At 73.4% G+C, this 23,915-nt stretch carries 21 protein-coding genes; 14 read left to right on the top strand and 7 right to left on the bottom strand.

What is annotated here, in order from left to right; translation table 11 throughout:
* Window positions 1-47 precede the first annotated feature (47 nt).
* From ACIGXJ_RS24040 to ACIGXJ_RS24010, 7 genes are all read left to right on the top strand, one after another.
* A complete protein-coding gene (locus ACIGXJ_RS24040) occupies window positions 48-1,466 on the top strand; it encodes a CitMHS family transporter (RefSeq protein WP_399648864.1) in 1,419 nt (472 codons plus the stop codon).
* A 25-nt stretch (window positions 1,467-1,491) separates the two neighbouring features.
* Window positions 1,492-2,730: an MFS transporter gene (locus tag ACIGXJ_RS24035; RefSeq protein ID WP_399648862.1), complete on the top strand. Its 1,239-nt coding sequence runs from the start codon at window positions 1,492-1,494 to the stop codon at window positions 2,728-2,730.
* Window positions 2,731-2,841: 111 nt separating this feature from the next.
* Window positions 2,842-3,459 (top strand): hypothetical protein, encoded by a 618-nt coding sequence (locus tag ACIGXJ_RS24030; RefSeq protein WP_399649114.1) that lies wholly within the window; start codon window positions 2,842-2,844, stop codon window positions 3,457-3,459.
* 151 nt (window positions 3,460-3,610) lie between these two features.
* A complete protein-coding gene (locus tag ACIGXJ_RS24025) occupies window positions 3,611-4,624 on the top strand; it encodes a class F sortase (RefSeq protein ID WP_399649112.1) in 1,014 nt (337 codons plus the stop codon).
* Window positions 4,625-5,052: 428 nt separating this feature from the next.
* The gene (locus ACIGXJ_RS24020; protein WP_399648859.1) at window positions 5,053-6,444 is read left to right on the top strand and encodes an ABC transporter ATP-binding protein; all 1,392 of its coding nucleotides are present in this window, start codon (window positions 5,053-5,055) and stop codon (window positions 6,442-6,444) included.
* 208 nt (window positions 6,445-6,652) lie between these two features.
* A complete protein-coding gene (locus ACIGXJ_RS24015) occupies window positions 6,653-8,041 on the top strand; it encodes an aldehyde dehydrogenase family protein (RefSeq protein WP_399648855.1) in 1,389 nt (462 codons plus the stop codon).
* A 14-nt stretch (window positions 8,042-8,055) separates the two neighbouring features.
* Window positions 8,056-9,138 carry a Zn-dependent alcohol dehydrogenase gene (locus ACIGXJ_RS24010; protein ID WP_399648852.1) on the top strand — a complete coding sequence of 361 codons (1,083 nt, stop codon included), beginning with the start codon at window positions 8,056-8,058 and terminating at the stop codon, window positions 9,136-9,138.
* 70 nt (window positions 9,139-9,208) lie between these two features.
* Here the strand turns inward: ACIGXJ_RS24010 and ACIGXJ_RS24005 are convergent, their stop codons facing one another.
* From ACIGXJ_RS24005 to ACIGXJ_RS23995, 3 genes are read right to left on the bottom strand one after another with little or no spacing between them, the layout of a single operon-like run.
* Window positions 9,209-10,180: an EamA family transporter gene (locus ACIGXJ_RS24005; RefSeq protein WP_399648849.1), complete on the bottom strand. Its 972-nt coding sequence runs from the start codon at window positions 10,178-10,180 to the stop codon at window positions 9,209-9,211.
* Window positions 10,177-10,899 carry an ArsR/SmtB family transcription factor gene (locus ACIGXJ_RS24000; protein WP_399648846.1) on the bottom strand — a complete coding sequence of 241 codons (723 nt, stop codon included), beginning with the start codon at window positions 10,897-10,899 and terminating at the stop codon, window positions 10,177-10,179. The genes ACIGXJ_RS24005 and ACIGXJ_RS24000 overlap by 4 nt, the downstream gene beginning before the upstream one ends.
* Before the next feature lie 55 nt (window positions 10,900-10,954).
* Window positions 10,955-11,596: a TetR/AcrR family transcriptional regulator gene (locus ACIGXJ_RS23995; RefSeq protein ID WP_399648843.1), complete on the bottom strand. Its 642-nt coding sequence runs from the start codon at window positions 11,594-11,596 to the stop codon at window positions 10,955-10,957.
* A 113-nt stretch (window positions 11,597-11,709) separates the two neighbouring features.
* Here ACIGXJ_RS23995 and ACIGXJ_RS23990 point away from each other — a divergent pair, with 113 nt between their 5' ends.
* The 3 genes from ACIGXJ_RS23990 (at window position 11,710) to ACIGXJ_RS23980 (ending at window position 13,918) form a co-directional block, all read left to right on the top strand.
* Entirely contained in the window at window positions 11,710-12,861 is a 1,152-nt protein-coding gene (locus ACIGXJ_RS23990; RefSeq protein ID WP_399649109.1) for an acyl-CoA dehydrogenase family protein, read from the top strand.
* Between the two features lie 89 nt (window positions 12,862-12,950).
* Window positions 12,951-13,196, top strand: coding sequence for a YiaA/YiaB family inner membrane protein (locus ACIGXJ_RS23985; RefSeq protein ID WP_399648840.1), 246 nt, complete (start codon window positions 12,951-12,953; stop codon window positions 13,194-13,196).
* A gap of 95 nt (window positions 13,197-13,291) precedes the next feature.
* The gene (locus ACIGXJ_RS23980; protein WP_399648836.1) at window positions 13,292-13,918 is read left to right on the top strand and encodes a TetR/AcrR family transcriptional regulator; all 627 of its coding nucleotides are present in this window, start codon (window positions 13,292-13,294) and stop codon (window positions 13,916-13,918) included.
* A gap of 274 nt (window positions 13,919-14,192) precedes the next feature.
* Here the strand turns inward: ACIGXJ_RS23980 and ACIGXJ_RS23975 are convergent, their stop codons facing one another.
* Entirely contained in the window at window positions 14,193-14,654 is a 462-nt protein-coding gene (locus tag ACIGXJ_RS23975; protein WP_399649106.1) for a MaoC family dehydratase, read from the bottom strand.
* A 121-nt stretch (window positions 14,655-14,775) separates the two neighbouring features.
* On the opposite strand from ACIGXJ_RS23975, the gene soxR reads away from it, so the two are divergent.
* On the top strand, window positions 14,776-15,297 hold the full coding sequence (soxR, locus tag ACIGXJ_RS23970) for a redox-sensitive transcriptional activator SoxR (RefSeq protein WP_399648834.1): 522 nt from the start codon (window positions 14,776-14,778) through the stop codon (window positions 15,295-15,297).
* 310 nt (window positions 15,298-15,607) lie between these two features.
* On the opposite strand, the gene ACIGXJ_RS23965 is transcribed toward soxR, so the two are convergent.
* A complete protein-coding gene (locus tag ACIGXJ_RS23965) occupies window positions 15,608-16,210 on the bottom strand; it encodes a hypothetical protein (protein ID WP_399648831.1) in 603 nt (200 codons plus the stop codon).
* A gap of 325 nt (window positions 16,211-16,535) precedes the next feature.
* Between ACIGXJ_RS23965 and ACIGXJ_RS23960 the strand changes: the two genes are divergently transcribed.
* Window positions 16,536-19,325: a penicillin acylase family protein gene (locus ACIGXJ_RS23960; RefSeq protein ID WP_399648828.1), complete on the top strand. Its 2,790-nt coding sequence runs from the start codon at window positions 16,536-16,538 to the stop codon at window positions 19,323-19,325.
* Window positions 19,326-19,434: 109 nt separating this feature from the next.
* Here ACIGXJ_RS23960 and ACIGXJ_RS23955 read toward each other — a convergent pair whose 3' ends face one another.
* Both ACIGXJ_RS23955 and ACIGXJ_RS23950 read right to left on the bottom strand, forming a co-directional pair.
* On the bottom strand, window positions 19,435-20,715 hold the full coding sequence (locus tag ACIGXJ_RS23955) for a serine-threonine protein kinase (protein ID WP_399648825.1): 1,281 nt from the start codon (window positions 20,713-20,715) through the stop codon (window positions 19,435-19,437).
* 78 nt (window positions 20,716-20,793) lie between these two features.
* Window positions 20,794-22,038: an exo-beta-N-acetylmuramidase NamZ domain-containing protein gene (locus tag ACIGXJ_RS23950; protein WP_399648823.1), complete on the bottom strand. Its 1,245-nt coding sequence runs from the start codon at window positions 22,036-22,038 to the stop codon at window positions 20,794-20,796.
* Between the two features lie 246 nt (window positions 22,039-22,284).
* Between ACIGXJ_RS23950 and ACIGXJ_RS23945 the strand changes: the two genes are divergently transcribed.
* Both ACIGXJ_RS23945 and ACIGXJ_RS23940 read left to right on the top strand, forming a co-directional pair.
* Window positions 22,285-23,046 (top strand): SDR family oxidoreductase, encoded by a 762-nt coding sequence (locus ACIGXJ_RS23945; RefSeq protein ID WP_399648820.1) that lies wholly within the window; start codon window positions 22,285-22,287, stop codon window positions 23,044-23,046.
* Between the two features lie 85 nt (window positions 23,047-23,131).
* Window positions 23,132-23,725: a TetR/AcrR family transcriptional regulator gene (locus tag ACIGXJ_RS23940; protein ID WP_399648817.1), complete on the top strand. Its 594-nt coding sequence runs from the start codon at window positions 23,132-23,134 to the stop codon at window positions 23,723-23,725.
* Window positions 23,726-23,915 lie beyond the last annotated feature (190 nt).

Genomic DNA, 23,915 nt, shown 5'->3' with positions numbered 1-23,915 from the left:
CGCCGGCCCTGGTGGGATGTTCAAGGGCGAACGTTAGGTATCCATTCATGCTGACCATCCTCGGCTTCGCCATGATCGCGACCTTCCTGGTCCTGATCATGCTGAAGAAGATGTCGCCCATCGCGGCGCTCGTGCTGATCCCAGCGCTCTTCTGCGTGTTCGTCGGCAAGGGCGCCGAGCTGGGCGACTACGTCATCGACGGCGTCTCCAGCCTGGCGCCCACCGCCGCGATGCTCATGTTCGCGATCGTCTACTTCGGTGTGATGATCGACGTCGGCCTCTTCGACCCGATCGTGCGGGCCATCCTCAGGTTCGCCAAGGCCGACCCGATGCGCATCGTCGTCGGCACGGCCCTGCTCGCGGCGATCGTCTCGCTCGACGGCGACGGCTCCACCACCTTCATGATCACCGTCTCGGCGATGTACCCGCTGTACAAGCGCCTGAAGATGAGCCTGGTCGTGATGACCGGTGTCGCCGCGATGGCCAACGGCGTGATGAACACCCTGCCCTGGGGCGGCCCCACCGCCCGCGCGGCCACCGCCCTGAAGGTCGACGCCAGCGACATCTTCGTCCCGATGATCCCGGCGCTCGCCGTCGGCCTGCTCTTCGTGATCGTCCTCGCGTACGTCCTCGGCCTGCGCGAGCGCAAGCGGCTCGGCGTGCTCACGCTGGAGGAGGTGCTGGAGGAGGAGACGGTCCTCGTGGGCGCGGGCTCGGGCGCGGGGACCTCCGACGCGCCCGCGGGCGGAGCGGGTTCGGCTGCGGGCGGCTCCGCGGGCGCATCCGCGCCGGCCTCCGCGGGCGCCTCCGGCGAGGACGACGACTTCAAGGGACTCGACCCCCACCGCCCCACCCTGCGGCCCAAGCTGCTGTGGTTCAACGCGCTGCTGACGCTCACCCTGCTCACCGCCATGATCATGGAGTGGCTGCCGATCCCGGTGCTGTTCCTGCTCGGCGCCGCGCTCGCGCTGACCGTCAACTTCCCCCGCATCCCCGACCAGAGGGCCCGCCTGGCCGCCCACGCCGACAACGTCCTGAACGTCTCCGGCATGGTCTTCGCCGCCGCCGTCTTCACCGGCGTGCTGCAGGGCACCGGCATGGTCGACCACATGGCCAAGTGGCTGGTCGACATCATCCCGGCCGGCATGGGCCCGCACATGGCCGTCGTCACCGGCTTCCTGAGCCTGCCGCTGACGTACTTCATGTCCAACGACGGCTTCTACTTCGGTGTCCTGCCGGTCCTCGCCGAGGCGGGTGCGGCGCACGGCGTGACCCCGCTGGAGATGGCCCGCGCCTCGCTCGTCGGCCAGCCGCTGCACATGTCCAGCCCGCTCGTCCCCGCCGTGTACGTCCTGGTCGGCATGGCGAAGGTGGAGTTCGGCGACCACACCCGGTTCGTGGTCAAGTGGGCGGCCGCGACCTGCCTGGTGATCCTCGCCGCCGGCCTGCTGTTCGGCATCGTCTGACACACCCCGGGGAGGGACGGGAACCATGAGGCCCGGTAAGGACCGCGGCTGGCTGCTCCGCCTCGTCATCGCCTTCGGTTTCGCCCAGGCGGCGGTGTCGATGGCCCGGCCCGCCGTGTCCTACCGGGCCCTGGCGCTGGGCGCGGACGAGACCGCGGTCGGCGTGATCGCGGGCGTCTACGCCCTGCTGCCGCTGTTCGCCGCGGTCCCGCTGGGCCGCCGCACCGACCACGGCCGCTGCGCGCCCCTGCTGCCCGTCGGCGTGGTCCTGATCGCCGGCGGCTGCGCGCTCAGCGGTCTCGCCGGGTCGCTGGGCATGATGGCGGTGTGGAGCGGGGTGATGGGCCTCGGCCATCTCTCCTTCGTCATCGGCGCCCAGTCGCTGGTCGCCCGCCAGTCCGCGCCGCACGAACAGGACCGCAACTTCGGCCACTTCACCATCGGCGCCTCCCTCGGCCAGCTGATCGGCCCGGTCGCGGCCGGCGCGCTGATCGGCGGCCCGGACATGGCGGGCAGCAGCGCGCTGGCCCTGCTCGTCGCGGGCGCGGGCGCCGCTGCCGCGTTCACCTCGCTGTGGCGGATCGAGCACCCGGGTACGACGCCCAGGTCCCGGTCCGCGCAAAGTGTTCCCGTGCACCGGATCCTGCGCGCCAGGGGCGTACCGGCCGGCATCCTGATCAGCCTCTCCGTGCTGTCAGCGACCGACATCCTCACCGCCTACCTGCCGGTGGTGGGCGAGCACCGGGGCATCGCCCCGTCGGTGATCGGCCTGCTGCTCAGCCTGCGGGCGGCCGCCTCGATCGCCTGCCGCCTCGTGCTGACGCCCCTGCTGCGGCTGCTGGGCCGCAGGGCGCTGCTGACGGTGACGTGCCTGCCGGCGGCGGCGCTGTGCGCGGGCGTGGCGCTGCCGGTGCCGGTGTGGGCGCTGGCCGCGATGCTGGCCGTGCTGGGCTTCTGCCTGGGCGTCGGCCAGCCGCTGTCCATGACGACGGTCGTGCAGGCCGCACCCGACGGCGCCCGCTCCACCGCGCTCGCCCTGCGCCTGACCGGCAACCGCCTGGGCCAGGTCGCCACACCGGCCGCGGCGGGCCTGATCGCCGGGGTCGCGGGCGTGGCTGCGCCGTTCGTGATGCTCGGCGTGCTGCTGCTGCTCTCCTCGGGCGTCGCCCTGCGCTCACCGGTGAAGCGCGCCGAGGGGGACTCGGGCGGGCCCGCGGAGCCCCGCCGGGCCGGGGCCTCCTTGGGCCGGACGGGGGACAACTGACGGGTCGTAGGGCGAGGGTCCCCCCACACGCGCCCGACATGTGACAAAGAGTCAGAACACGAGTGATTCGTACGACAATCATCCTGACTCGGAGGACCCTGTATGCCCGCCCTGCCCACCATGCACCAGCCACGCCGTGCCGTGGCGCGCACCGCCGCCCTGGCGGCCCTCGTCCTCGCCGGGAGCGGTGTCGCCGGAGCGACCCCCGCTTTCGCCCAGGACAACGGGGACGTCAAGATCCACGCGGTGGGCACGCCCTTCAACGACCAGCGCAACGAGCCGAGGGTCTGCGACTTCTACCTCGCGGCCTTCAACTTCGACCCGGGCGAGCAGGTCACCTGGACCATCAGGACCCAGCCTCCGGTGCCGGGCGGGGCGCAGCTGCCCAACGCGAACTACCCCGACAACACGGTCACCGTGGACGCGAGCGGCAGGGCCCAGACCATCCCGCTGGCCCTGCCCAACGGGCAGTACAAGCTCACCTGGCGGACGAACCTGGGTCACGGGGCGGGCAAGTTCAAGGTGTTCAGGGTCGACTGCGCCGCGCCCAAGCCCACCGCGCCCCCGACCGGTCCCGGGGTCCCGCCGCACGGCGGTCCGCCCGCCGGCGGTGGCGGGCTCGCCCGTGACGCGGCCTTCGCACCGGTCGCCGGTGCCGCCACCGTGGGCCTGGCCGCGGTCGGCGGGGTGATGTGGTTCCGGCTCCGCCGCCGCCCGCATGGCGCGTAGGCGAACTCGCAGGCCCTGGTACCGGACGCGCGCCTACCGCCTGACGAGGACGGTCGTGATGACCGCCTCGCTGGTGGCGGGCGGCGTCTGGTGGGCGCAGGGCGAGGAGCCCGGCGGGGCGGTCGACACCGCCCGGCCGGGCTCCCCGGCCATGTCCGCCACGGGTGACCGCACGGACGCCCGCGGCGCGCCGCGACACGGCGACGGGGGCCCCGACGACGCGGCCCGCCGCGCCCCGGCCGCGCCCCCGCACCGCGCCGGCGACCCGGCCCCGCGCCGCTCGGCCGCACAGGAGCGCGGCGCCGGGACGCGGGATGCCCGGGGTGCCGGGAAGCGGGATGCCCGGGATGCCCGGGGTGCCGGGAGACCGGGTGTCCGTGAGGCCGGGAAGCCGTCTGCCCGAGGTGCCGGGAAGCGGGACGCCCGAGGTGCCGGGAAGCGGGACGCCCAGGGTGCCGAGAAGCAGAACGCTCGGCGTTCCGGAAGACCTGAGGCCGGGAAACCCCCTGGCCGTGGCCCCGGGAAGCCGCACGGGCGAGGCGCCGCCGAGCCGCACGCGAGCCGGCCGGCCGCGCAGCCCCCGCGGGGTTCGAGGACCCCGCCGCCGCGGAGCCCGAAGGCCGGCCCGTCCCCGTCGCGGTCCCGGAAGGCCGCGCCGCCCCTCCCGAGGCCGCATCCCCTGCCCCGCTCCCGCGCGACCCGCCTCACCATCGACTACATCGGTGTCGACGCCCCGGTCATGAGCCTCCGCCTCGACAGCCGGCGGCGGCTGCCCGCGCCGCCCGCCGACGACGCCAACCTGGTCGGCTGGTACGCGGACGGCCCGTCCCCGGGCGAGCAGGGCACCGCCGTGGCCGTCGGCCACCTGGACACCGACACCGGTCCCGCCGTCTTCACCGGCCTCACCGAGCTCGAGCGCGGCCGCCTCGTCGAGGTGACGCGCGCGGACGGCCGTACGGCCGTCTACGCGGTCGACGCCGTCAGGACGTACGAGAAGGACCGGTTCCCCAACGGGGAGGTGTACGGCGCCCGGGGCCGGCCCGAACTGCGGCTGATCACCTGCGGCGGCGACTACGACCGCAGGAACGGCTACTCGGGCAATGTCGTCGTCTTCGCCCACCTCGTCGACACGCACGGGCCCAGCCCGGCCGCCGCCCGTCGCTGAACCGGCCGGCCAGGATCGCCGAACCGACCGGCCGGCGCCGCTGGTACGGACCGTTTCCCGCCGCCGACCCGGCCGACCCGTGCGACTGGACCGGTCCGGCGCCCGTCGCCGACCCTTGCCGCCCGTCGGTTCGCCGCCCGTACCGAAGCGGCCGTTCCGTGCCGCGAATCGGTCGGTCGGGACGCCGTTGCATCGGCCGGTCAGAACGCGGTCGTATCGGTCGGTCGGCCCCGCGAGGGCCCGCTCCGCCGCTGAAGGCGAGCATCCGCTTTCTCACCTGGTGGACCACCGCGTCCGATCCTGCCCGATCTCTTCCCCCGGCCGCTCCGCTTCCGTTAACTTCCGGGACCCACAGGCCCCGTACGACCCGCACGGGGCGTCCGACCGCGGAGCACCAGCGCCCGAATGAGCCCCCGGGGGCACCCCTCATGACACGCGCCATCTCCTTGCACGACGTCAGCAAGAGCTACACCAAGGGCAACCTCGTGGTGGACAGGCTGACACTGGACATCGCCTCCGGCGAATTCCTCGTTCTGCTCGGCCCGTCCGGATGCGGAAAGTCGACGGTCCTGCGCATGATCGCCGGCCTGGAGGAGATCGACGAGGGAAGCCTGCTGCTGGACGGCGAGTACGCCAACGACCTGCCGCCGGCCGGCCGGGACATGGCGATGGTCTTCCAGAACTTCGCCCTCTACCCGAACATGACCAGCCGCGACAACATCGGCTTCCCGCTGCGCATCGAGTCCCCCGGCCAGGACCACCGCCCGCGCGTGGACGCCACCGCCCGCATGCTCGGCATCGAGGACCTCCTCGACCGCTTCCCCCGCCAGCTCTCCGGCGGCGAGCGCCAGCGGGTGGCGATGGGCCGCGCGGTCGCCCGCCAGCCCTCGGCCTTCCTGATGGACGAGCCGCTGTCCAACCTGGACGCCAAGCTCCGCAACCATCTGCGTGCGGAGATCGCCCGGCTGACCCGCGAGGTGGGTGCCACCACGATCTACGTCACCCACGACCAGGCCGAGGCCATGTCGCTCGGCGACCGGGTCGCGGTGATGCGCGGCGGCGTCCTGCAGCAGGTGGGCACGCCCCGCGAGGTCTACGCGCTGCCCCGCAACGTGTTCACCGCCGCGTTCATCGGCACGCCCCGGATCAACCTGCTGCGCGGCCTGGTGCGGGCGCCGATCGGCGGGGCCATGACCATCAGCCTCGGCAAGCAGTTCCTGCGGCTGCCCGAACCGCTGTCCCTGGACCACCAGATGCTGCGCGTGCAGCAGGGCCGTGAGGTCATCGTCGGTCTGCGCTCGGAGGCCCTGCGCTTCGGCGCGGCCTCGGCCGCCCGGCCCGGCGAGGTGCCGCTGATCGGCCTCGTCGAGCATGTGGAGTTCCAGGGCCACGAGGTGCTCGTCCACGTCAACACCGGCTCCCACCCCGCCGTCGTACCGGACCTGGAGGCCCCGCGCCCGGTCCGCCGCGCCCGGCGCCGGCGGGAGGGCGGCACGGTGGTGGAGCGGCTCCGCCGCGAGGGCGGCACGGTCGTGGACCGGCTCCGGGAACGGGCGGGCGCCCTGCGGGCGGGCCCGGTCGTGGTCCTGGACGAGCCGCCGGAGCGGCCCGCCGAGCCGGCCGTCACCGCCCCGCAGGGCCGTATCCCGGGCGACCTCATCGTCCGCACCACCCCCGACCTCCACCTCCGCCACGGCATGCAGGTGCCGCTCCTGGTCGACCTGGCCCATCTGTTCGTCTTCGACCAGGACGGCGAGCGCATCTGCCCGGCCCCGGCGCGCGTCCCCGACCTGGAGGAGTGGGCGGACCGGACGTCCTGAACGCCCGGGTGAGGGGCCCGGCTCACAGCCGTGGCGGGGCCGAGCTCACACCCGTGCGCCTCCGATCGCGGCGGCCCCCTGGCGTAGCCTCTCGCGGGGACGTCTCCCGTGCGGGCGTGACCCCTGCGCGGGGAATGCCTCTGGCGCGAGAAAACTATCGCCGCTAGTTTGGCTGGCGGACGTCGCCGCGATCTCGGGAGGTAGGCCGATGAAGGCCCAGGACGGCATGTACATCGACGGCGCCTGGCGCCCCGCCGCGGGGCAGGGCGTGATCGACGTGGTCGACCCGGCGGACGAGCAGGTCGTCGCCCGGGTGCCCGCGGGTGACGCCGAGGACGTGGAGGCCGCCGTACGGGCCGCCCGCGCCGCGCTGCCCGGCTGGGCCGCGACGTCGCCGGCCGCCCGCGCGGAGCGGCTCGCCGCGCTGCGGGACGTGCTGATCGCCCGCAAGGACGAGATCGCCGAGACGGTCACCGCCGAGCTGGGCTCGCCCCTGCCTTTCTCGCAGAGCGTCCACGTCGGTGCCCCGATCGCCGTCGCGAGCTCCTACGCCGAGCTGGCCGCGACGTACCCCTTCGAGGAGAAGGTGGGCAACTCCACCGTCTACAGCGAGCCGGTCGGCGTGGTCGCCGCGATCACCCCCTGGAACTATCCGCTCCACCAGATCGTCGCCAAGGTCGCCCCCGCCCTCGCGGCCGGCTGCACGGTCGTCCTCAAGCCCGCCGAGGACACCCCGCTGACCGCCCAGCTCTTCGCCGAGGCCGTCCACGAGGCGGAGGTCCCGGCGGGCGTGTTCAACCTCGTCACCGGCCTCGGCCCGGTCGCCGGTCAGGCCCTCGCCGAGCACCCGGACGTCGACCTGGTCTCCTTCACCGGCTCCACGGCCGTCGGCCGGCGCATCGGCGCCCTCGCCGGCGGCGCCGTCAAGCGGGTCGCGCTGGAACTGGGCGGCAAGTCCGCCAACGTCATCCTGCCGAGCGCCGACCTGGCCAAGGCGGTCAACGTCGGCGTCGCCAACGTCATGTCCAACTCCGGCCAGACGTGCAGCGCCTGGACCCGCATGCTCGTGCACACCTCCCGCTACGACGAGGCCGTCGAGCTCGCCGCGGCCGCCGCCGCCAAGTACGGCGACCGCATCGGCCCGCTCGTCAACGCCAAGCAGCAGGAGCGGGTGCGCGGTTACATCGACAAGGGTGTCGCCGAGGGCGCGCGCCTGGTCGCGGGCGGCTCCGAACCGCCGCGCGAGCGGGGCTACTTCGTCAGCCCGACCGTCTTCGCCGACGTCACGGAGGACATGACCATCGCCCAGGAGGAGATCTTCGGCCCGGTCCTGTCGATCATCCGCTACGAGGACGAGGCGGACGCCCTGCGCATCGCCAACGGCACCGTCTACGGCCTCGCCGGCGCCGTCTGGGCCGGCGACGAGGCCGAGGCCGTCGCCTTCGCCCGCCGCATGGACACCGGCCAGGTCGACATCAACGGCGGACGCTTCAACCCCCTCGCCCCGTTCGGCGGTTACAAGCAGTCGGGCGTCGGCCGTGAGCTCGGCGCACACGGCCTCGCCGAGTACCTCCAGACCAAGTCCCTGCAGTTCTAGGAGAGTTGCCCGTCATGGCCGTCCGTGCCGCCGTACTGCCCGCCGTCGGTGCCCCGCTGGAGATCACCGACATCGACCTGCCCGAGCCCGGCCCCGGCCAGGTCCGCGTCCGCCTCGCCGCGGCAGGTGTCTGCCACTCCGACCTGTCCCTGACCAACGGCACCATGCGCGTCCCCGTCCCGGCCGTCCTCGGGCACGAGGGTGCGGGCCTGGTCGTCTCCGTCGGCGAGGGCGTCACCCATGTCGCCCCCGGCGACGGTGTCGTCCTCAACTGGGCGCCGTCCTGCGGTCGTTGCCACGCCTGCTCGCTCGGCGAGGTCTGGCTGTGCGCCAACGCGCTCAACGGCGTCGCCGACGTCTACGCCCGCACCGCCGACGGCACCGACCTGCACCCCGGCCTGAACGTCGCCGCGTTCGCCGAGGAGACCGTCGTCCCCGCCGCCTGCGCCCTGCCCGCCCCGCAGGGTGTCCCGCTCACCGACGCGGCCCTCCTCGGCTGCGCGGTCCTCACCGGCTACGGCGCCGTCCACCACTCCGCCCGGGTCCGCGAGGGCGAGACGGTCGCGGTCTTCGGCGTCGGGGGAGTGGGCCTGGCCGCGCTCCAGGCCGCCCGGATCGCCGGCGCGTCGAAGATCGTCGCCGTCGACGTCTCCCCGGCCAAGGAGGAACTGGCCCGCGCCGCGGGCGCCACCGACTACGTCGTCGCCTCCGAGGACACCCCGCGCGCGATCCGCGCCCTCACCGGCAAGCAGGGCGTGGACGTGGCCGTCGAGTGCGTCGGCCGCGCGGTCACCATCCGGGCCGCCTGGGAGTCCACCCGGCGCGGCGGCCGCACCACCGTCGTCGGCATCGGCGGCAAGGACCAGCAGGTCACCTTCAACGCCCTGGAGATCTTCCACTGGGGCCGCACCCTCTCCGGCTGCGTCTACGGCAACACCGACCCGGCCCGCGACCTGCCGGTGCTCGCCGACCACGTCCGCACCGGCCGCCTCGACCTCTCGTCGCTGGTGACCGAGCGGATCACCCTGGACGGCATCCCCGCCGCCTTCGACAACATGCTCGCGGGCAAGGGCGGCCGCGCCCTGGTCGTCTTCTGACCTGCGACACCCCGCACCCCGGCCTCGTACCGACGCCGGGGTGCGCGGCACATCCGCACACCGTCCGGGGTCACGCGGAGGCGTCGGCGCCCGTGGTCCGCGGCTCCGGCGCCGAATCCGGTTCCGGTTGCGGCGCCGAGTCCGGTTCCGGTTGCGGCGCCGCGGCCCGTGGGCGGGACCTCGACACCGCCACGCCCGCCAGGCACAGCGCCCCGCCCGCCAGCGTGAGCACCCCCGGCACCTCGCCGAGCAGCAACCACGACATCACCACGACCAGCGCGGGCACCGCGTACGTGGTCGCACCCATCCGCCCGGCGCTCGTCCGGGCGAGGGCGTAGGCCCAGGTGGTGAAGGCCAGCGCGGTCGGGAACACCCCGAGATAGACCATGTTGAGCGTGGCCCCGACGGGGGCCTCGCCCACCTCCCGCACCAGCTGCCCCGCGAACGGCAGGCACATCACCGCCCCGACGGCGCACCCGTACGTCGTCACCTGCAGCGCGCTCGCACGGCCCAGCGCCGGCTTCTGCGCGACGACACCGGCGGCGTACGCGACCGCGGCGAGCAGACACAGCGCCACCCCGAGCACCGAGGACCCTCCGCCGCCCGACATCGACAGCCCGACGGCCACCGCGCCGGCGAACGACACCGCCATCCCGGCGACCAGCCGCGGCGGCATCGCGTCCCCGAGCACCCGGGAAGCCAGCAGGGCGATGAGGATCGGCCCGATGTTCACCACCAGCGCCGCGGTTCCGGCGTCCACCCGCTGCTCGCCCCAGTTGAGGGCGACCATGTAGAACCCGAACCACAACACCCCCGACACGGCGATGCCCCGCCAGGCGTCCCGGGGCGGCAGCCCTTCACGCCGTACGGCACACAGGGTCCCGAGGACCAGCGCCCCGGCGAGCAGCCGCCCGAGCGCGAGCGCGCCGGGGGAGTAGGACGTCCCCGCACTGCGGATGGACACGAAGGCGGACGCCCACAGCACGACGGTCACCCCGGCGGCCCCGGCCGCCAGAAGGCCGTCACGACGAATTCGGTTCACCGAAGCATCCCGCTCTCCACTCCCAGCAGGTCGCTGAACGCCTGCTCCCCGGTATCGGTCACTTTCACGGCCCGTCCGGACCCGATCCGCACGCACCACCCCGCCGCCAGCGCGTGCCGGCACAGCGCGGCCCCGGCGACCCCGGCGAGGTGCGGCCGGCGCTCGGTCCAGTCGAGGCACCCCCGCGCCAACGCCCGCCGCCCACCCCGCTCCAGGGCGACCCCGGCCGCGCCGAACCACGCCAGCCCGGCGTCGGTGAGCGCGAACCCGGCGTCCCGGCTCAGCAGCCCGCGCGACGCGAACGCGTCGGTGAGCACGATGCCGAGCCGCCCCGCGAAGTGGTCGTAGCAGGTACGGCCCCGAGCCATGGCGGCCCCGGCGCTCGACTCGCGCAGCGTACGCGGCCGCCGCGCCCGGTCCGGCCCGACGCGGGCGGCCAGCTCCTCCACGAGCTGCGCGACCTCGGCCGAGGCCAGCCGTACGTACCGGTGCCGGCCCTGCCGCTCCTCGGCCAGCAGCCCCCCGGCGACCAGCTTCCCGAGGTGCTCGCTCAGCGTCGAAGGGGCCACCCCCGCGTGCCGCGCCAGCTCACCGGCGGTCCAGGCCCGCCCGTCCAGCAGCGCCAGCAGACACGCGGCCCGCGTCTCGTCGGCGATCAGCGAGGCGAACGCGGCCAGCCCGGCCGCCTGAGGATCCCTCATGGTCATGGGCTCCAGCATGCGCCAGGGACGCTTCGGCCCCCACCGAAATAACCGGCGCGGTTCCCCCGAGGCGTCAGACGGCCCCGGCCACCTGCTCGTACTGCCGCTCCAGCCCGTCCAGCAGCGCGGTCAGCCCCGTCTCGAAGGCCCGCTCGTCGATCTTCTCCTGGAGCTCGGCCAGCAGATGGGCCTGCCCGAGGTGGGGATAGTCGGCGGGGTCGTACGCGCTCTCGTCGTCGACGAAGCCGCCCGCGAAGGAGCCGAGCGCGGAGCCCATGATGAAGTACCGCATCAGCGCGCCGATGGAGGTGGCCTGCGGCGGCGGCCACCCCGCCTCGACCATCGCGCCGTAGACGGCGTCGGCGAGCCGCAGCGCGGCCGGGCGGCGGCCGGGGCCGCGGGCGAGGACCGGGACGATGTTGGGGTGGTCGCGCAGGGCGGCCCGGTAGGAGACGGCCCAGTCGTGCAGCGCGGTCCGCCAGTTCCGGCCGTCCTCGAACATCGACAGGTCGACCTGGGCGCTCACCGAGTCGGCGACGGCCTCCAGGATCTCGTCCTTGGTGCGGAAGTGGTTGTAGAGGGAGGGCCCGCTCACCCCCAGCTCGGCGGCGAGGCGCCGCGTGGAGACGGCCGCCAGGCCCTCGGCGTCGACGAGCTCCCGCGCCGCTTCCACGATGCGGTCGGTGCTCAGCAGGGGCTTGCGCGGTCGGGCCATGGCGCACATAGTAGGGCTGCACCGGGAAACTAGCGGTGCTAATTTAAATGTGCAGCTTTCAAGGTCCTTTGTCTCTGTGACCTCCGTCCTCTTCTCAGTGGGGTGATCGCGTGGTGAACCTGGCGCTCAGCGAGGAGCAGACCGCCGTCAGGCAGCTGGCCCGGGACTTCGTGGAGCGCGAGATCGCCCCGCACGCGGTCGTCTGGGACCGCGCCGAGGAGGTCGACCGCGGCATCGTGAAGAAGCTCGGCGAGGTCGGCTTCCTCGGCCTGACCGTCGACGAGGAGTACGGCGGCTCCGGCGGCGACCACCTGGCGTACTGCCTGGTCACCGAGGAACTGGGCCGCGGCGACTCCTCGGTGCGCGGCATCGTCTCCGTCTCCCTCGGCCTGGTCGCCAAGACGATCGCCGCGTGGGGGAACGAGGAGCAGAAACGCCACTGGCTGCCGGGGCTGACCTCCGGCGCCTACGTCGGCTGCTTCGCCCTCACCGAACCCGGCACCGGCTCCGACGCGGGGAACCTCACCACCCGCGCGGTCCGCGACGGCGACGACTACGTCGTCAACGGCACCAAGATGTTCATCACCAACGGCACCTGGGCCGACGTCGTCCTGCTGTTCGCCCGCTCCACCGACGCCCCCGGCCACAAGGGCGTCACCGCCTTCCTCGTCCCCACCGACTCCCCCGGCCTGACCCGCCGTACGATCCACGGCAAGCTCGGTCTGCGCGGCCAGGCCACCGCCGAGCTGGTCCTGGAGGACGTCCGGGTCCCCGCCTCCGCCATGCTCGGAGAGGAGGGCAAGGGCTTCTCCGTCGCCATGTCCGCGCTCGCCAAGGGCCGGATGTCGGTGGCGGCCGGGTGCGTCGGCATCGCCCAGGCCGCCCTGGACGCGGCGGTGCGCTACGCGGGCGAACGCGAGCAGTTCGGCACGCCCATCGCCCGGCACCAGCTGGTGCAGGAGCTGATCAGCGACATCGCCCTCGACGTCGACGCGGCCCGGCTGCTGACCTGGCGGGTCGCCGACCTGATCGACCGGGGGCAGCCCTTCGCCGTGGAGTCCTCCAAGGCCAAGCTGTTCGCCTCCGAGGCCGCCGTGCGCGCCGCCAACAACGCGCTGCAGGTCTTCGGCGGCTACGGCTACATCGACGAGTACCCGGCCGGCAAACTCCTGCGCGACGCCCGGGTGATGACCCTGTACGAGGGCACCAGCCAGATCCAGAAGCTGCTCATCGGCCGTGCGCTGACGGGGGTCTCGGCGTTCTGAGGCTTTCCGGGGCGCTGTCGGGCTTCTGAGTACGCGGCTGAGTAGCCGAGCGGATGTGGCGCGAGCCGCCTCTCATGGATGCTCCTGCCATGAGTGACTCCGCAGACAAGCCGCAGAACACGGCCGCCTTCTACGGCCAGGCCGTCGCCTCCTTCGCCGTCGCCATGGCCGCCACCGCCGTCGGGATCTTCAAGCTGGAGGCCGACGCCTGGGTGCGGGGCTTCCTGGCGATCGCCGTGCTGTACCTCGTCACCTCGGCCTTCACCCTGGCCAAGGTCATCCGTGACCGTCAGGAGGCCGAGCGCAGGCCCTATCATCCCCTGGAGCGGCTCTGAGATCCGTTCGGCCCAGCGCCCACCGGCTGCTCTAAGCGCCCGCTCACCCACAGGGGTATGGTGGTGTCCCTGTCAGCGAGAGGGGCGAACCAGCGATGAGTACGGCGGAGGAGACGACCGGCGGCGAGCCGCAGGCGTGGGACGAGGTCACGCCCGACGCGGCCCGGCGACTGCTCGTGGCCGCGGTGGAGGCCTTCGCCGAGCGCGGCTACCACGCCACGACCACCCGCGACATCGCCGGCCGCGCGGGCATGAGCCCGGCCGCGCTGTACATCCACTACAAGACCAAGGAAGAGCTGCTCCACCGGATCAGCCGGATCGGCCACGAGAAGGCCCTGGAGATCCTGCGCACGGCCTCCGCCCGTGAGGGCACCGCCACCGAGCGGCTCGCCGGCGCCGTCAGCTCCTTCGTCCGCTGGCACGCCGGCGGCCGGACGACCGCCCGGGTCGTCCAGTACGAACTGGACTCGCTCGGCCCCGACGCCCGCGCCGAGATCCTTGCCCTGCGCCGCCAGGTCGACGGCGAGGTCCGCGGCATCATCGAGGACGGCGTCGCCTCCGGCGAGTTCGACGTCCTCGACGTCCACGCCACCACCCTCGCCGTCCTCTCCCTCTGCATCGACGTCGCCCGCTGGTTCAACGTGGACGGCCCGCGCACCCCCGACGAGGTCGGCGCCCTGTACGCCGACCTGGTCCTGCGGATGGTGGGCGCGGGCAAGTAGCCCACGGGGCCGCGGGGGACCTGCTCGTCGCTCGCGCCGGCCGGGGACGCCCTGGCTCCTTCGCCCCGCCCCCGGCCTGCTCGGGCCGCCCGGCATCTTCACCGTCGGCTTGCCGGGGCCGCTCGGCCTGCCGGGCCGGACCTGCTCGACTCGGCCGCCACTCCCAGCCTGCCCGACTCGGCCCATCCTCCGAGCCCGGCCGCTCAGCCGGCTCTCCGGGGCCGGGCCGCCGCGCAGGCTCGGTGTGGCTCACCCGCCCCGCCGGCCCCCGGCGTCAGAGGTAGTACCGGGCCACCGACTCCGCCACGCACACCGGCTTGTCGCCTCCGTCGCGTTCCACGACGAAGGCGGTGGTCACCTGTACGCCGCCCGGCACGTCCTCGACGCCGGCGATCGTGGCGGTGGCGCGCAGGCGGGAGCCGACCGGTACGGGCGCGGGGAAGCGGACCTTGTTCGTGCCGTAGTTGACGCCCATCTTCACGCCCTCGACGCCGATCAGCTGCGGTCCGAACAGCGGCAGCAGCGACAGCGTGAGGTAGCCGTGCGCGATGGTCGTACCGAAGGGGCCCGCGGCGGCCTTCTCCGGGTCGACGTGGATCCACTGGTGGTCCCCGGTGGCCTCGGCGAACAGATCGATCCGCTTCTGGTCGATCTCCAGCCAGTCCGTGTACCCCAGCTGCTCGCCCACCGCCGCCTTGAGCTCGTCGACGGAGGTGAAGATCCTCGGCTCTGCCATGTCGTCCCGGCCTTCCCTGTGCATCACGCGGTCACCATGTCTAAGCAACTGCTTAGCATGGTCGCGTCGAAGGCCCCTGTCAACGGACGGTCCGCCTGCCGGGCTCTGTAGGCTTCGAGGGGTGCCCCAGATTCCCGAGAAGATCCACGAGCTCACGGTCGGCCAGCTCTCCGCACGCAGCGGCGCCGCCGTCTCCGCCCTGCACTTCTATGAGTCCAAGGGCCTGATCAGCAGCCGCCGCACAGCGGGCAACCAGCGCCGATACACCCGTGACGCACTGCGCCGCGTCGCCTTCGTCCGGGCCGCCCAGCGGGTCGGCATCCCGCTGGCCACGATCAGGGACGCCCTCGCCGAGCTCCCCGAGGAGCGCACACCCACCCGTGAGGACTGGGCCCGGCTGTCCGAGGCGTGGCGCTCCGAGCTGGACGAGCGCATCAAGCAGCTCAACCGGCTGCGCGACCACCTCACCGACTGCATCGGCTGCGGCTGTCTCTCCCTGGACACCTGCGCCCTCTCCAACCCCGACGACGCCTTCGGCGACCGCCTCACCGGCTCCCGCCTAATGTCGGAACGCCCGGGCGGCCCCCGCCCCCGCCACTCCGGTGGAGCGCGGACCACGGCACAGCAGGACCAGTGCTGCTAGCCCGTCGTCTGGGAGACGCCGGCGTCGCGCAGCTCAGGCGAAAGGCCCTGAGTCGCCGTCCGGACCGCCTGGACAGGGGGGTGCGGCATCCCCGGCGCACCCCCGAGTCTCCGAGCCCCGTGCCCCCGTCGGCCGGCCCCCGGAGCCCGGTGGCCGAGCGCCCCGTCACCTCATGCGTCGCCCCGAGCCTCCGTGCCCCCGTCGGCCTTGACCTGTACCCCCGTACCGCACTGTTCCTCGTAGCCGTCAGCGCCTTCAGCGCCTTCAGCGCCTTCAGCGCCTCCAGGGTCTCCGCGGCCGGGCCGCGAACTCAGGCGGAGATCAGCTGCCGTCCTCGCCGAGCGCCCGCCAGGGCCTCCGCTGTGAGGACGGGCCGGGGCACGAGGATGCCGCACTCGACGCAGACCGGCCCGGAGGACGGCTCGTGGGACAGCCCGTCCTTCCACACCAGCCGCTCGCCGTCGCACACCGGGCACGAGACGCCCGGCTCGCGCTCCAGCGCGGCGATCAGCCGCCGCAGCACCTCGGCCAGCGGCTCGCGCGGGTGGACCCGCGGGTCGTCGCACCAGGCGACACCGAAGCCGCCCCAGGTCAGCCGGTGCCAGTCGTCCACGCTGCCCGGCCGGCGCAGCCCGTCGTGCTTCTCCTTCTTGCGGCGCTCGGCGAACTCGACCTCATAGGCCAGCCACACCGACCGCGCCTCCTCCAGCTCCTCCAGCGCGGCCACGAGCCGCGCCGGGTCGGGCGACCTGTCCTCCGGACCGAAACCGGCCCGGAGGCACAGATGGTCCCAGGTCGCCCGGTGCCCGTAAGGGGCGAACCTCTCAAGGCACTTACGCAGCGAATAGCGCCGCAGCGCCAGATCGCACCGCGGGTCGCGCACCTGTCTCGCGAGACTTCGGAATCCGGCCATCGCCCTGCACCTCCGTCACACTGCACCTGTACTTCGGTCACTTCGGCGTCGTCGCACGAGCCGCCTCCGCCGCCGTCGTACGAGCCGCCGTACCGCCGTCGTACGGCCGCCGTACGAGTCGCCGCACGGGTGGTCGCACCGACGTCTCCGAATAGACGTCTCGACACCCCATTCGGCTCCCTCCGCGACCCGCTCCCACTCCGCCTTGTCGCAATCACGACCCCCGTATGGCTGCGCCCGGTCCGTAAATCTGACGCATGTTCATCTTCGAACCCGGGGATACCGCCGGTAACGTCCGGCCCCCGTCCCGTCGGTAGGAGCAGCCATGCCACGGCTCACCCCACGCAATCTGCTCGACAGAATGAGAACTCCCCGTGCTCTCCCCGGGTTCCTGAAGACGGCATCCGTATGCACCCTGATTGCGGGTCTTTTGTCTCCCCTCGCCCCGGCCGCCGCCGCGCCCGCGGCACAGAGCGCGGCCGTCGCCGACCACTGCGGCGGGCGCTGCTCGGACATCCTGCCGCCCGGCCAGAACGGCAGCGCCACCCTCGCCCAGATCCTGCTCAACCAGGCTTTCGGCAGCATGCCCGCGCACGCCTCCGACCAGCTCGGCCCCTACGCGAGGCTCGCCACCGGGTATCCCGCCCTCACCGAGGCGACCCTCGGCACCTTCTTCAACGACGCCTCCTTCGGCGTCCCCGCCGACCAGGTCGCCTCCACCGTCCGCCCCGCGGGACGCACCGACGTCACGATCGTCCGCGACAGGAAGACCGGTGTCCCGCACATCACCGGCACCACCCGTTACGGCACCGAGTTCGGAGCCGGCTATGCCGCGGCCGAGGACCGGCTGTGGCTGATGGACGTCTTCCGGCACGTCGGACGCGGCCAGTTGACCTCCTTCGCGGGCGGCGCCCCCGCCAACCAGGGCCTGGAGCAGGAGTTCTGGCGCAATGCCCCCTACACCGAGGCCGAACTCCAGGCCCAGATCGACGACGCCGTCGCCCGCAACGGCGACCGCGGCCGCCAGGCCATGGCCGACGTGACCGCCTACCTCGACGGCATCAACGCCTACATCGACGCCTCCGACAGCGGCCGCTACTTCCCCGGCGAGTACGTCCTGACCGGCCACAAGGACTCGATCACCAACGCCGGCACCATCGAGCACTTCAAGCCCACCGACCTGGTCGCCCTGGCCTCCGTCGTCGGTGCCCTGTTCGGCTCCGGAGGCGGCGGCGAGGTGAACAACGCGCTGTCCCTGCTGGCCGCCCAGCAGCGGTACGGCGTCGCCGAGGGCACCGCCGTGTGGGAGTCCTTCCGGATGCGCGACGACCCCGAGGCCGTGCTCACCCAGCGCACCGGCAGCTTCCCGTACGCCACCCGGCCCGCGAGCCCGCAGGGGATCGCCCTGCCCGACGCCGGGTCCGTGGTCCGTGAGCCGCTCGTGTACGACCGCACCGGCAGCGCGGCCGACGGCAGTGCCACGACCGCCTCCGCGACCGCCGCGCGCGAGGCCGTCGGCTCGGCCCGGCGCGGTATGTCCAACGCCCTCGTCGTCAGCGGCGAGCACACCGCGAGCGGCCACCCCATAGCCGTGTTCGGGCCGCAGACCGGCTACTTCGCGCCCCAGCTGCTGATGCTCCAGGAGATCCAGGGCCCGGGCCTGAGCGCCCGCGGCGCCTCCTTCGCGGGCCTGAGCATGTACGTCGAACTGGGCCGCGGCCAGGACTACGCCTGGAGCGCCACCACCTCGGGGCAGGACATCATCGACACCTACGCCGTGGAGCTGTGCCAGGACGACTACCACTACCTGCACCGCGGCGTCTGCACCCCGATGGAGAAGGTCGAGCGCAAGAACGCCTGGCAGCCCACCACCGCCGACTCCACACCGGCCGGTTCGTACACCATGCGGGTCTGGCGCACGAAGTACGGCCCCGTCGAGTACCGCGCGACCGTGGGCGGCAAGAAGGTCGCCTACACCACCCTGCGCACCTCCTTCCTGCACGAGGCCGACTCCATCATCGGCTTCCAGATGCTGAACGATCCGGACCACGTGAAAGATCCCGCGACGTTCCAGAGCGCGGTGCGGCACATCAACTACACGTTCAACTGGTTCTACGCCGACTCCCGGCACACCGCGTACTACAACAGCGGCGACAACCCCGTACGGGCCACGGACGTGGACGCCGAGTTCCCGGTCTGGGCGCGGCAGGCCCACGAATGGCAGGGCTGGGACCCGGCGGCCAACACCGCCGACTACACACCGGCCTCGGCCCACCCGAACTCCGTCGACCAGGACTACTACATCTCCTGGAACAACAGGCAGGCCGACGACTACGCCGCCGCGCCCTGGGGCGAGGGCTCCGTCCACCGCGGCGACCTGCTGGACGACCGGGTCCGGCGGCTGGTGGCCGCGGGCGGGGTGACCCGTACGGCACTGGTGAGGGCGATGGCCGAGGCCGCGCTCACCGATCTGCGCGCCGAGGACGTCCTGCCCGACCTGCTCGAAGTGATCGGCAGCGCGCCGGTGTCCGACCCGGCGGCCGCGGCGGCCGTCACCAAGCTCCAGGCATGGCTGTCCGCGGGCGGCCGGCGCACGGAGACCTCCGCCGGCTCGAAGACGTACGCGCACGCCGACGCGGTCCGCATCCTCGACGCCTGGTGGCCGCTGCTGGTCAGGGCCGAGTTCGAACCCGGCCTCGGCACCGGCCTCTACGCCGCCATGACCGCCAACCTGCCCGTCGACGAGTCACCCTCGGCCGCCCACGGCCCGACCGGCGCCCATGCGGGCAGCTCCTTCCAGTACGGCTGGTGGAGCTATGTCGACAAGGACATCCGCGCGGTGCTCGACAAGCCGGTCCAGGGGCCGCTGGCCCGCGAGTACTGCGGCGCCGGCAGCCGCACCGCCTGCCGTGACGCGCTCCTGAGCACCTTGAAGGAGGCCGCGGCCCGCACCGCCGCCCAGGTCTACCCCGGCGACGACCAGTGCGCGGCGGGCGACCAGTGGTGCGCCGACGCGATCGTCCACCGCACCCTCGGCGGCATCAAGCACGGCAAGATCGGCTGGCAGAACCGACCGACGTACCAGCAGGTCGTGGAGTTCATGTCGCACCGCTGAGCGGATGCGGGCACACGGCGGCGAGCCGCCCCCCGGTGCGGCCCGCCGCCGTGCGGCGACCGGCGGGGGTCACCGGTGCGGCCCGCCGCCGTGCGGCGACCGGCCGGGGTCACCCGATGCGGCCCGCCGTCAGCACCACCTGGGCCAGTTCTCGGTGTGCGATGTCGCTGTGTGCCCCGGCCGGCGGTCCCCCGCGGCGGACCACCGAGGCCACGTCCACGTTGACGCACCCGGACGCCGGGAGCCGGCCCCGCAGCACGTCGGACAGCGGGCACACGCGTGTGCCGTCCACCGCCTGGATGCCGTCGTAGCCGATCGCACCCCATCTCGGGCCGAGTGCGCGGCCGAGGCCGGACCCGGTGACGGCGCGGTCGTCGCCGGCCATGCGCGAGGCCAGGGGGTACATCGTGCCGAGGGCCGAGTCGTGCCGGGAGTGGCAGCACACCAGAGGGCCGTCGATCCGCCTCTGCCGACCGCGCAGGGCGCCGCCCGCGCTCGGGTCGTGCGGCAGCCGGGACGCGAACGCGTACTGCGAGAAGGCCCCTTGGAGCAGGGTCACGGACTTCACCGTGCGCACGCCCGGCGGCAGGCCGCGCAGTGCGAAGGCCACCAGCCGCGCGCCGAAGCTGTGTCCGACCAGATGCACCCGCACCTCGGGCGCCGCCGCGGCGAGTTGCCCGATCAGCTCGCCGAGCCCGCGCTCGCCGACCGTGCCCGCCCGCCGCTTCATCGCGTAGTACGTCGCCTGCCGCAGCAGTTCGTGCGCCCCGTCCCACGGGTTGGGGATCGAGAAGGCGGGCCCCCGGCCGAGGGCCCGCGCGAAGTCCTCGCAGACCTGGGCGACGGGCGCGGAGAACAGCGCGGGTTCGCCCTCGGCGTCCGTGTCGGCGGCGTACCCCTCCTGCGGCCCCGACACCTCCACCAGCAGCCGCACCAGCCGCCCGAACTCCTCGAGTCCGTCCGGCCCGTCGGGCTGCCGGTCCAGCAGCCGGGCGAGCCGGTCGACGACCGCGGCCCGCCCGGGGAACGTCTCCAGCAGGGCCTGCCGGGTATCCTTGTCCAGCACCGGGCGTGTCGGCTGCTCGGCGGCGAGGGCCCTGGGGAAGTCCGGGATCGGCTCGTCGGCGAACCGCATCGACGGCCAGACCACCCCCGCGTAGCCGAGGGCCGCCGCCGGCGCGAGGTCCGGGAACGGCTCGAAGAAGCGGCTGTACAGTCGGGTCGCGGCCGACCGGTCGTTGTTCCAGCCGTGCGCGAACACCACCAGGTCCCGCACCCCGCGCCGTACGGCTCCGGTGAGGCACCGCTCCCGGCGGCGCGGATCGGCGTCGCCGTCCGCGTCGAAGGTCAGCTCCCAGTACGGGGTGACGCTCATTGCCGTCTCTGCCATGACAAGCCCCCTCGTCCCGGTCCGGCGCGCGGTGTGGCGCATCGTCCTGCCGAGGGGGCCGCTTGGCCATACGTCGCGTCAGCGGTACAGCAGATACTCCTGCCGCGTCCGCCGGAACGCCGCGAGCTCCTCCTGCCAGCCCGCCACCACGTCGTCGACGCCGGCGCCCGAGTCGATCGCCGTCCGCACCCAGGTGGACCCGGTGAGCTTGTCGATCCAGTTGTCGGCCCGCCAGGCGAAGCCGCTCCAGGCCCGTCTGGCGGTCACCAGCAGCGCGATGCCCGTGCGGACGGGGTCGTAGGCGGTCCGGTCGTGGACGTGGATCTGCACCCCGCCGACGGTCCTGCCCTGGAACTTGGAGAACGTGGGCGCGAAGTACGCCTCCCTGAACCGCACGCCCGGCAGCCCGATTTCGTTCGCGGCGGCGGCCCAGCGCCCGTCCAGGCCCTCGGCGCCGAGCAGTTCGAACGGCCGGGTCGTCCCGCGCCCCTCGGAGAGGTTGGTGCCCTCGAACAGGCAGGTGCCCGAGTACACCAGCGCGGTGTCGGGCGTCGGCATGTTGGGGCTCGGCGGCACCCAGGGCAGCCCGGAGTCGTCGTGGAACTCCCACCGCCGCCAGCCGGTCATCCGCACGGTCTCCAGCGGTACGGGGGCCGTCAGGAACTCGCCGTTGAACAGCAGCGCCAGCTCCGCGACCGTCATCCCGTGGGCCTGCGAGATCGGCTGCCGCCCGACGAACGTCGCGAACTCCCTGTGCAGCACGGGCCCTTCGGCGGACCGCCCGCTCACCGGGTTGGGCCGGTCCAGGACGACGAACCGTTTCCCCGCGAGCCGGGCCGCGTCCATGCAGTCGTAGAGCGTCCAGATGTACGTGTAGAAGCGGGCGCCGACGTCCTGGATGTCGAAGACGACCGTGTCGACGCCGGAGGCGGTGAAGACGTCGGCCAGCGGCTGCCCGCTCTTGAGGTAGGTGTCGTAGACCGGGAGTCCGGTCGCCGGGTCGTCGTAGCGGCCCTCCGAGCCGCCCGCCTGGGCGGTGCCGCGGAAGCCGTGCTCGGGGCCGAAGACGGCCGTGACGTTCACGCGCGCGTCGGCGTGCATGACGTCGACGATGTGACGGGCGTCCCGGGTGATGCCGGTGGGGTTGGTGACGACGCCGACCTTCTGCCCGTCCAGCAGGGCGTACCCGTCCGCGACGAGCCGCTCGAACCCGGTCCGCAGCCGCCGTCCGCCGCCCGGCGGGGCCGCGGCGGCGGGGGTGGTGGTGGTCGCCGCCGCGACCGCGGCCGTCGTGGCGAGCAGGCTTCGTCGGGACAGCTTCATGCGGTGACCTCCGTGATCCCAGCGGGTGATCCCAGCGGGTGTCATGCCCACGCACGCTAGCGCGGGCCCGGGCCGCGGGGAACGAGGCCGACCGCGAACGTCCCCCGGAAGTCTTTCCCCGTGACATACCGACTGGTTAGTCTGACGCTGCGCGGAGCCGCGTGCCGCAGCCGCGTGCCGCAGTCCGCCGATGCCGTGGCATTGCCATGCCGGTGCCGTGCCGTTGCCGTGTCCACAAGGAGACCGATGGAAGCCGTACAGGATGCCCGAGTGGTCGTCACCGGGGCGGGAGGAGGCATCGGGGCCGCGCTCGCCCGCCGCTTCGCCGCCGAGGGCGCCCGGGTGGCCGTCAACGACCTCGACGCCGCGAAGGCCGAGGCCGTCGCGGCCGAGATCGGCGGCGTCGCGGTGCCCGGCGACGCCTCCGCGGTCGTCGAGGACGCCCGCGACGCTCTCGGCGGCACCGTCGACGTCTACTGCGCCAACGCCGGGGTCGGCTCGGGCGGCTCGGAGGCGGCCGGGGAAGACGTCTGGGCGCTCGCCTGGGACGTCAACGTCATGGCCCACGTCCGCGCGGCCCGCGCCCTGCTCCCGGACTGGCTGGAGCGCGGCGACGGCCGTTTCGTCTCCACCGTCTCCGCCGCCGGACTGCTCACCATGATCGGCGCCGCCCCCTACAGCGTCACCAAGCACGGTGCCTACGCCTTCGCCGAGTGGCTCTCCCTGACCTACCGCCACCGGGGTCTGAAGGTCCACGCCATCTGCCCCCAGGGCGTGCGCACGGACATGCTCGCCGCCACCGGCAGCGCCGGCGACCTGGTGCTCGCACCGACCGCGATCGAACCGGACGACGTGGCCGAGGCCCTGTTCAAGGGCATGGCGGACAACCGCTTCCTGATCCTGCCGCACCCCGAGGTGGCCCGCTACTACGAGGCCCGGGCCGCCGAGCCCGACCGCTGGCTGCGCGGGATGAACAAGGTCCAGCGCGCCTGGGAGTCCGGCTCCTGAGCCGTCCGTGGGAAGATCTCCCGTCAGGAACCGCTTCCCGCCCGACACAGACCGGGAAGCAACGAACGGAAGGGCAGGTGGCGCAGTGGCCAGGACGACGGACGGGGACGGCACGCCTGTGCCGCAGCGGCTCCTGGCCGCCGCCACCCGCCTCTTCGCCGAGCAGGGGTACGACCGCACCTCCGTGCAGGAGATCGTGGAGGCGGCGGGCGTCACCAAGGGCGCGCTCTACCACTACTTCGGCTCCAAGGACGACCTCCTGCACGAGGTGTACGCGCGTGTGCTGCGCCTCCAGCAGGAACGCCTCGACTTCTACGCCAACGCCGACGAACCGGTCGACAAGCGCCTCAGGGACGCCGCGGCCGACGTGGTCGTCACGACCATCGAGAACCTCGACGACGCGTCGATCTTCTTCCGGTCGATGCACCACCTCAGCCCGGAGAAGAACAAGCAGGTGCGCTCCGAGCGCCGGCGCTACCACGAACGCTTCCGCGCGCTGATCGAGGAGGGCCAGCAGGCGGGCGTCTTCTCCAAGGCCACCCCGGCCGACCTGGTGGTGGACTACCACTTCGGCTCCGTCCACCACCTGTCGACGTGGTACCGCCCGGACGGTCCGATGGGCGCGCAGGAGGTCGCCGACCACCTGGCCGACCTGCTGCTGCGCGCACTGCGTCCGTAAGCCGGCGCACGGAAAGAGCAGGCGTCGCACGGAAGGCACGTGTCGCACGGAAGAGCACGGGTGAGGGGCGGGCCCCCCCGGGGGGCGCCCCCCCCACCAGCACGCACCCGTTCATGGTGACCGCCCCCCCCCCCCCCGCCCCCCGGGGGCCCCCGGCGGGGGGGGCCCCGCCGCATAGCGGCCCCCCCGC

The organism is Streptomyces sp. NPDC053367 (assembly GCF_044545925.1).
GTDB lineage: Bacteria > Actinomycetota > Actinomycetes > Streptomycetales > Streptomycetaceae > Streptomyces.
Note: the sequence above shows the minus strand (reverse complement) of the source record. Positions and strands in the feature narration are given on the sequence as shown.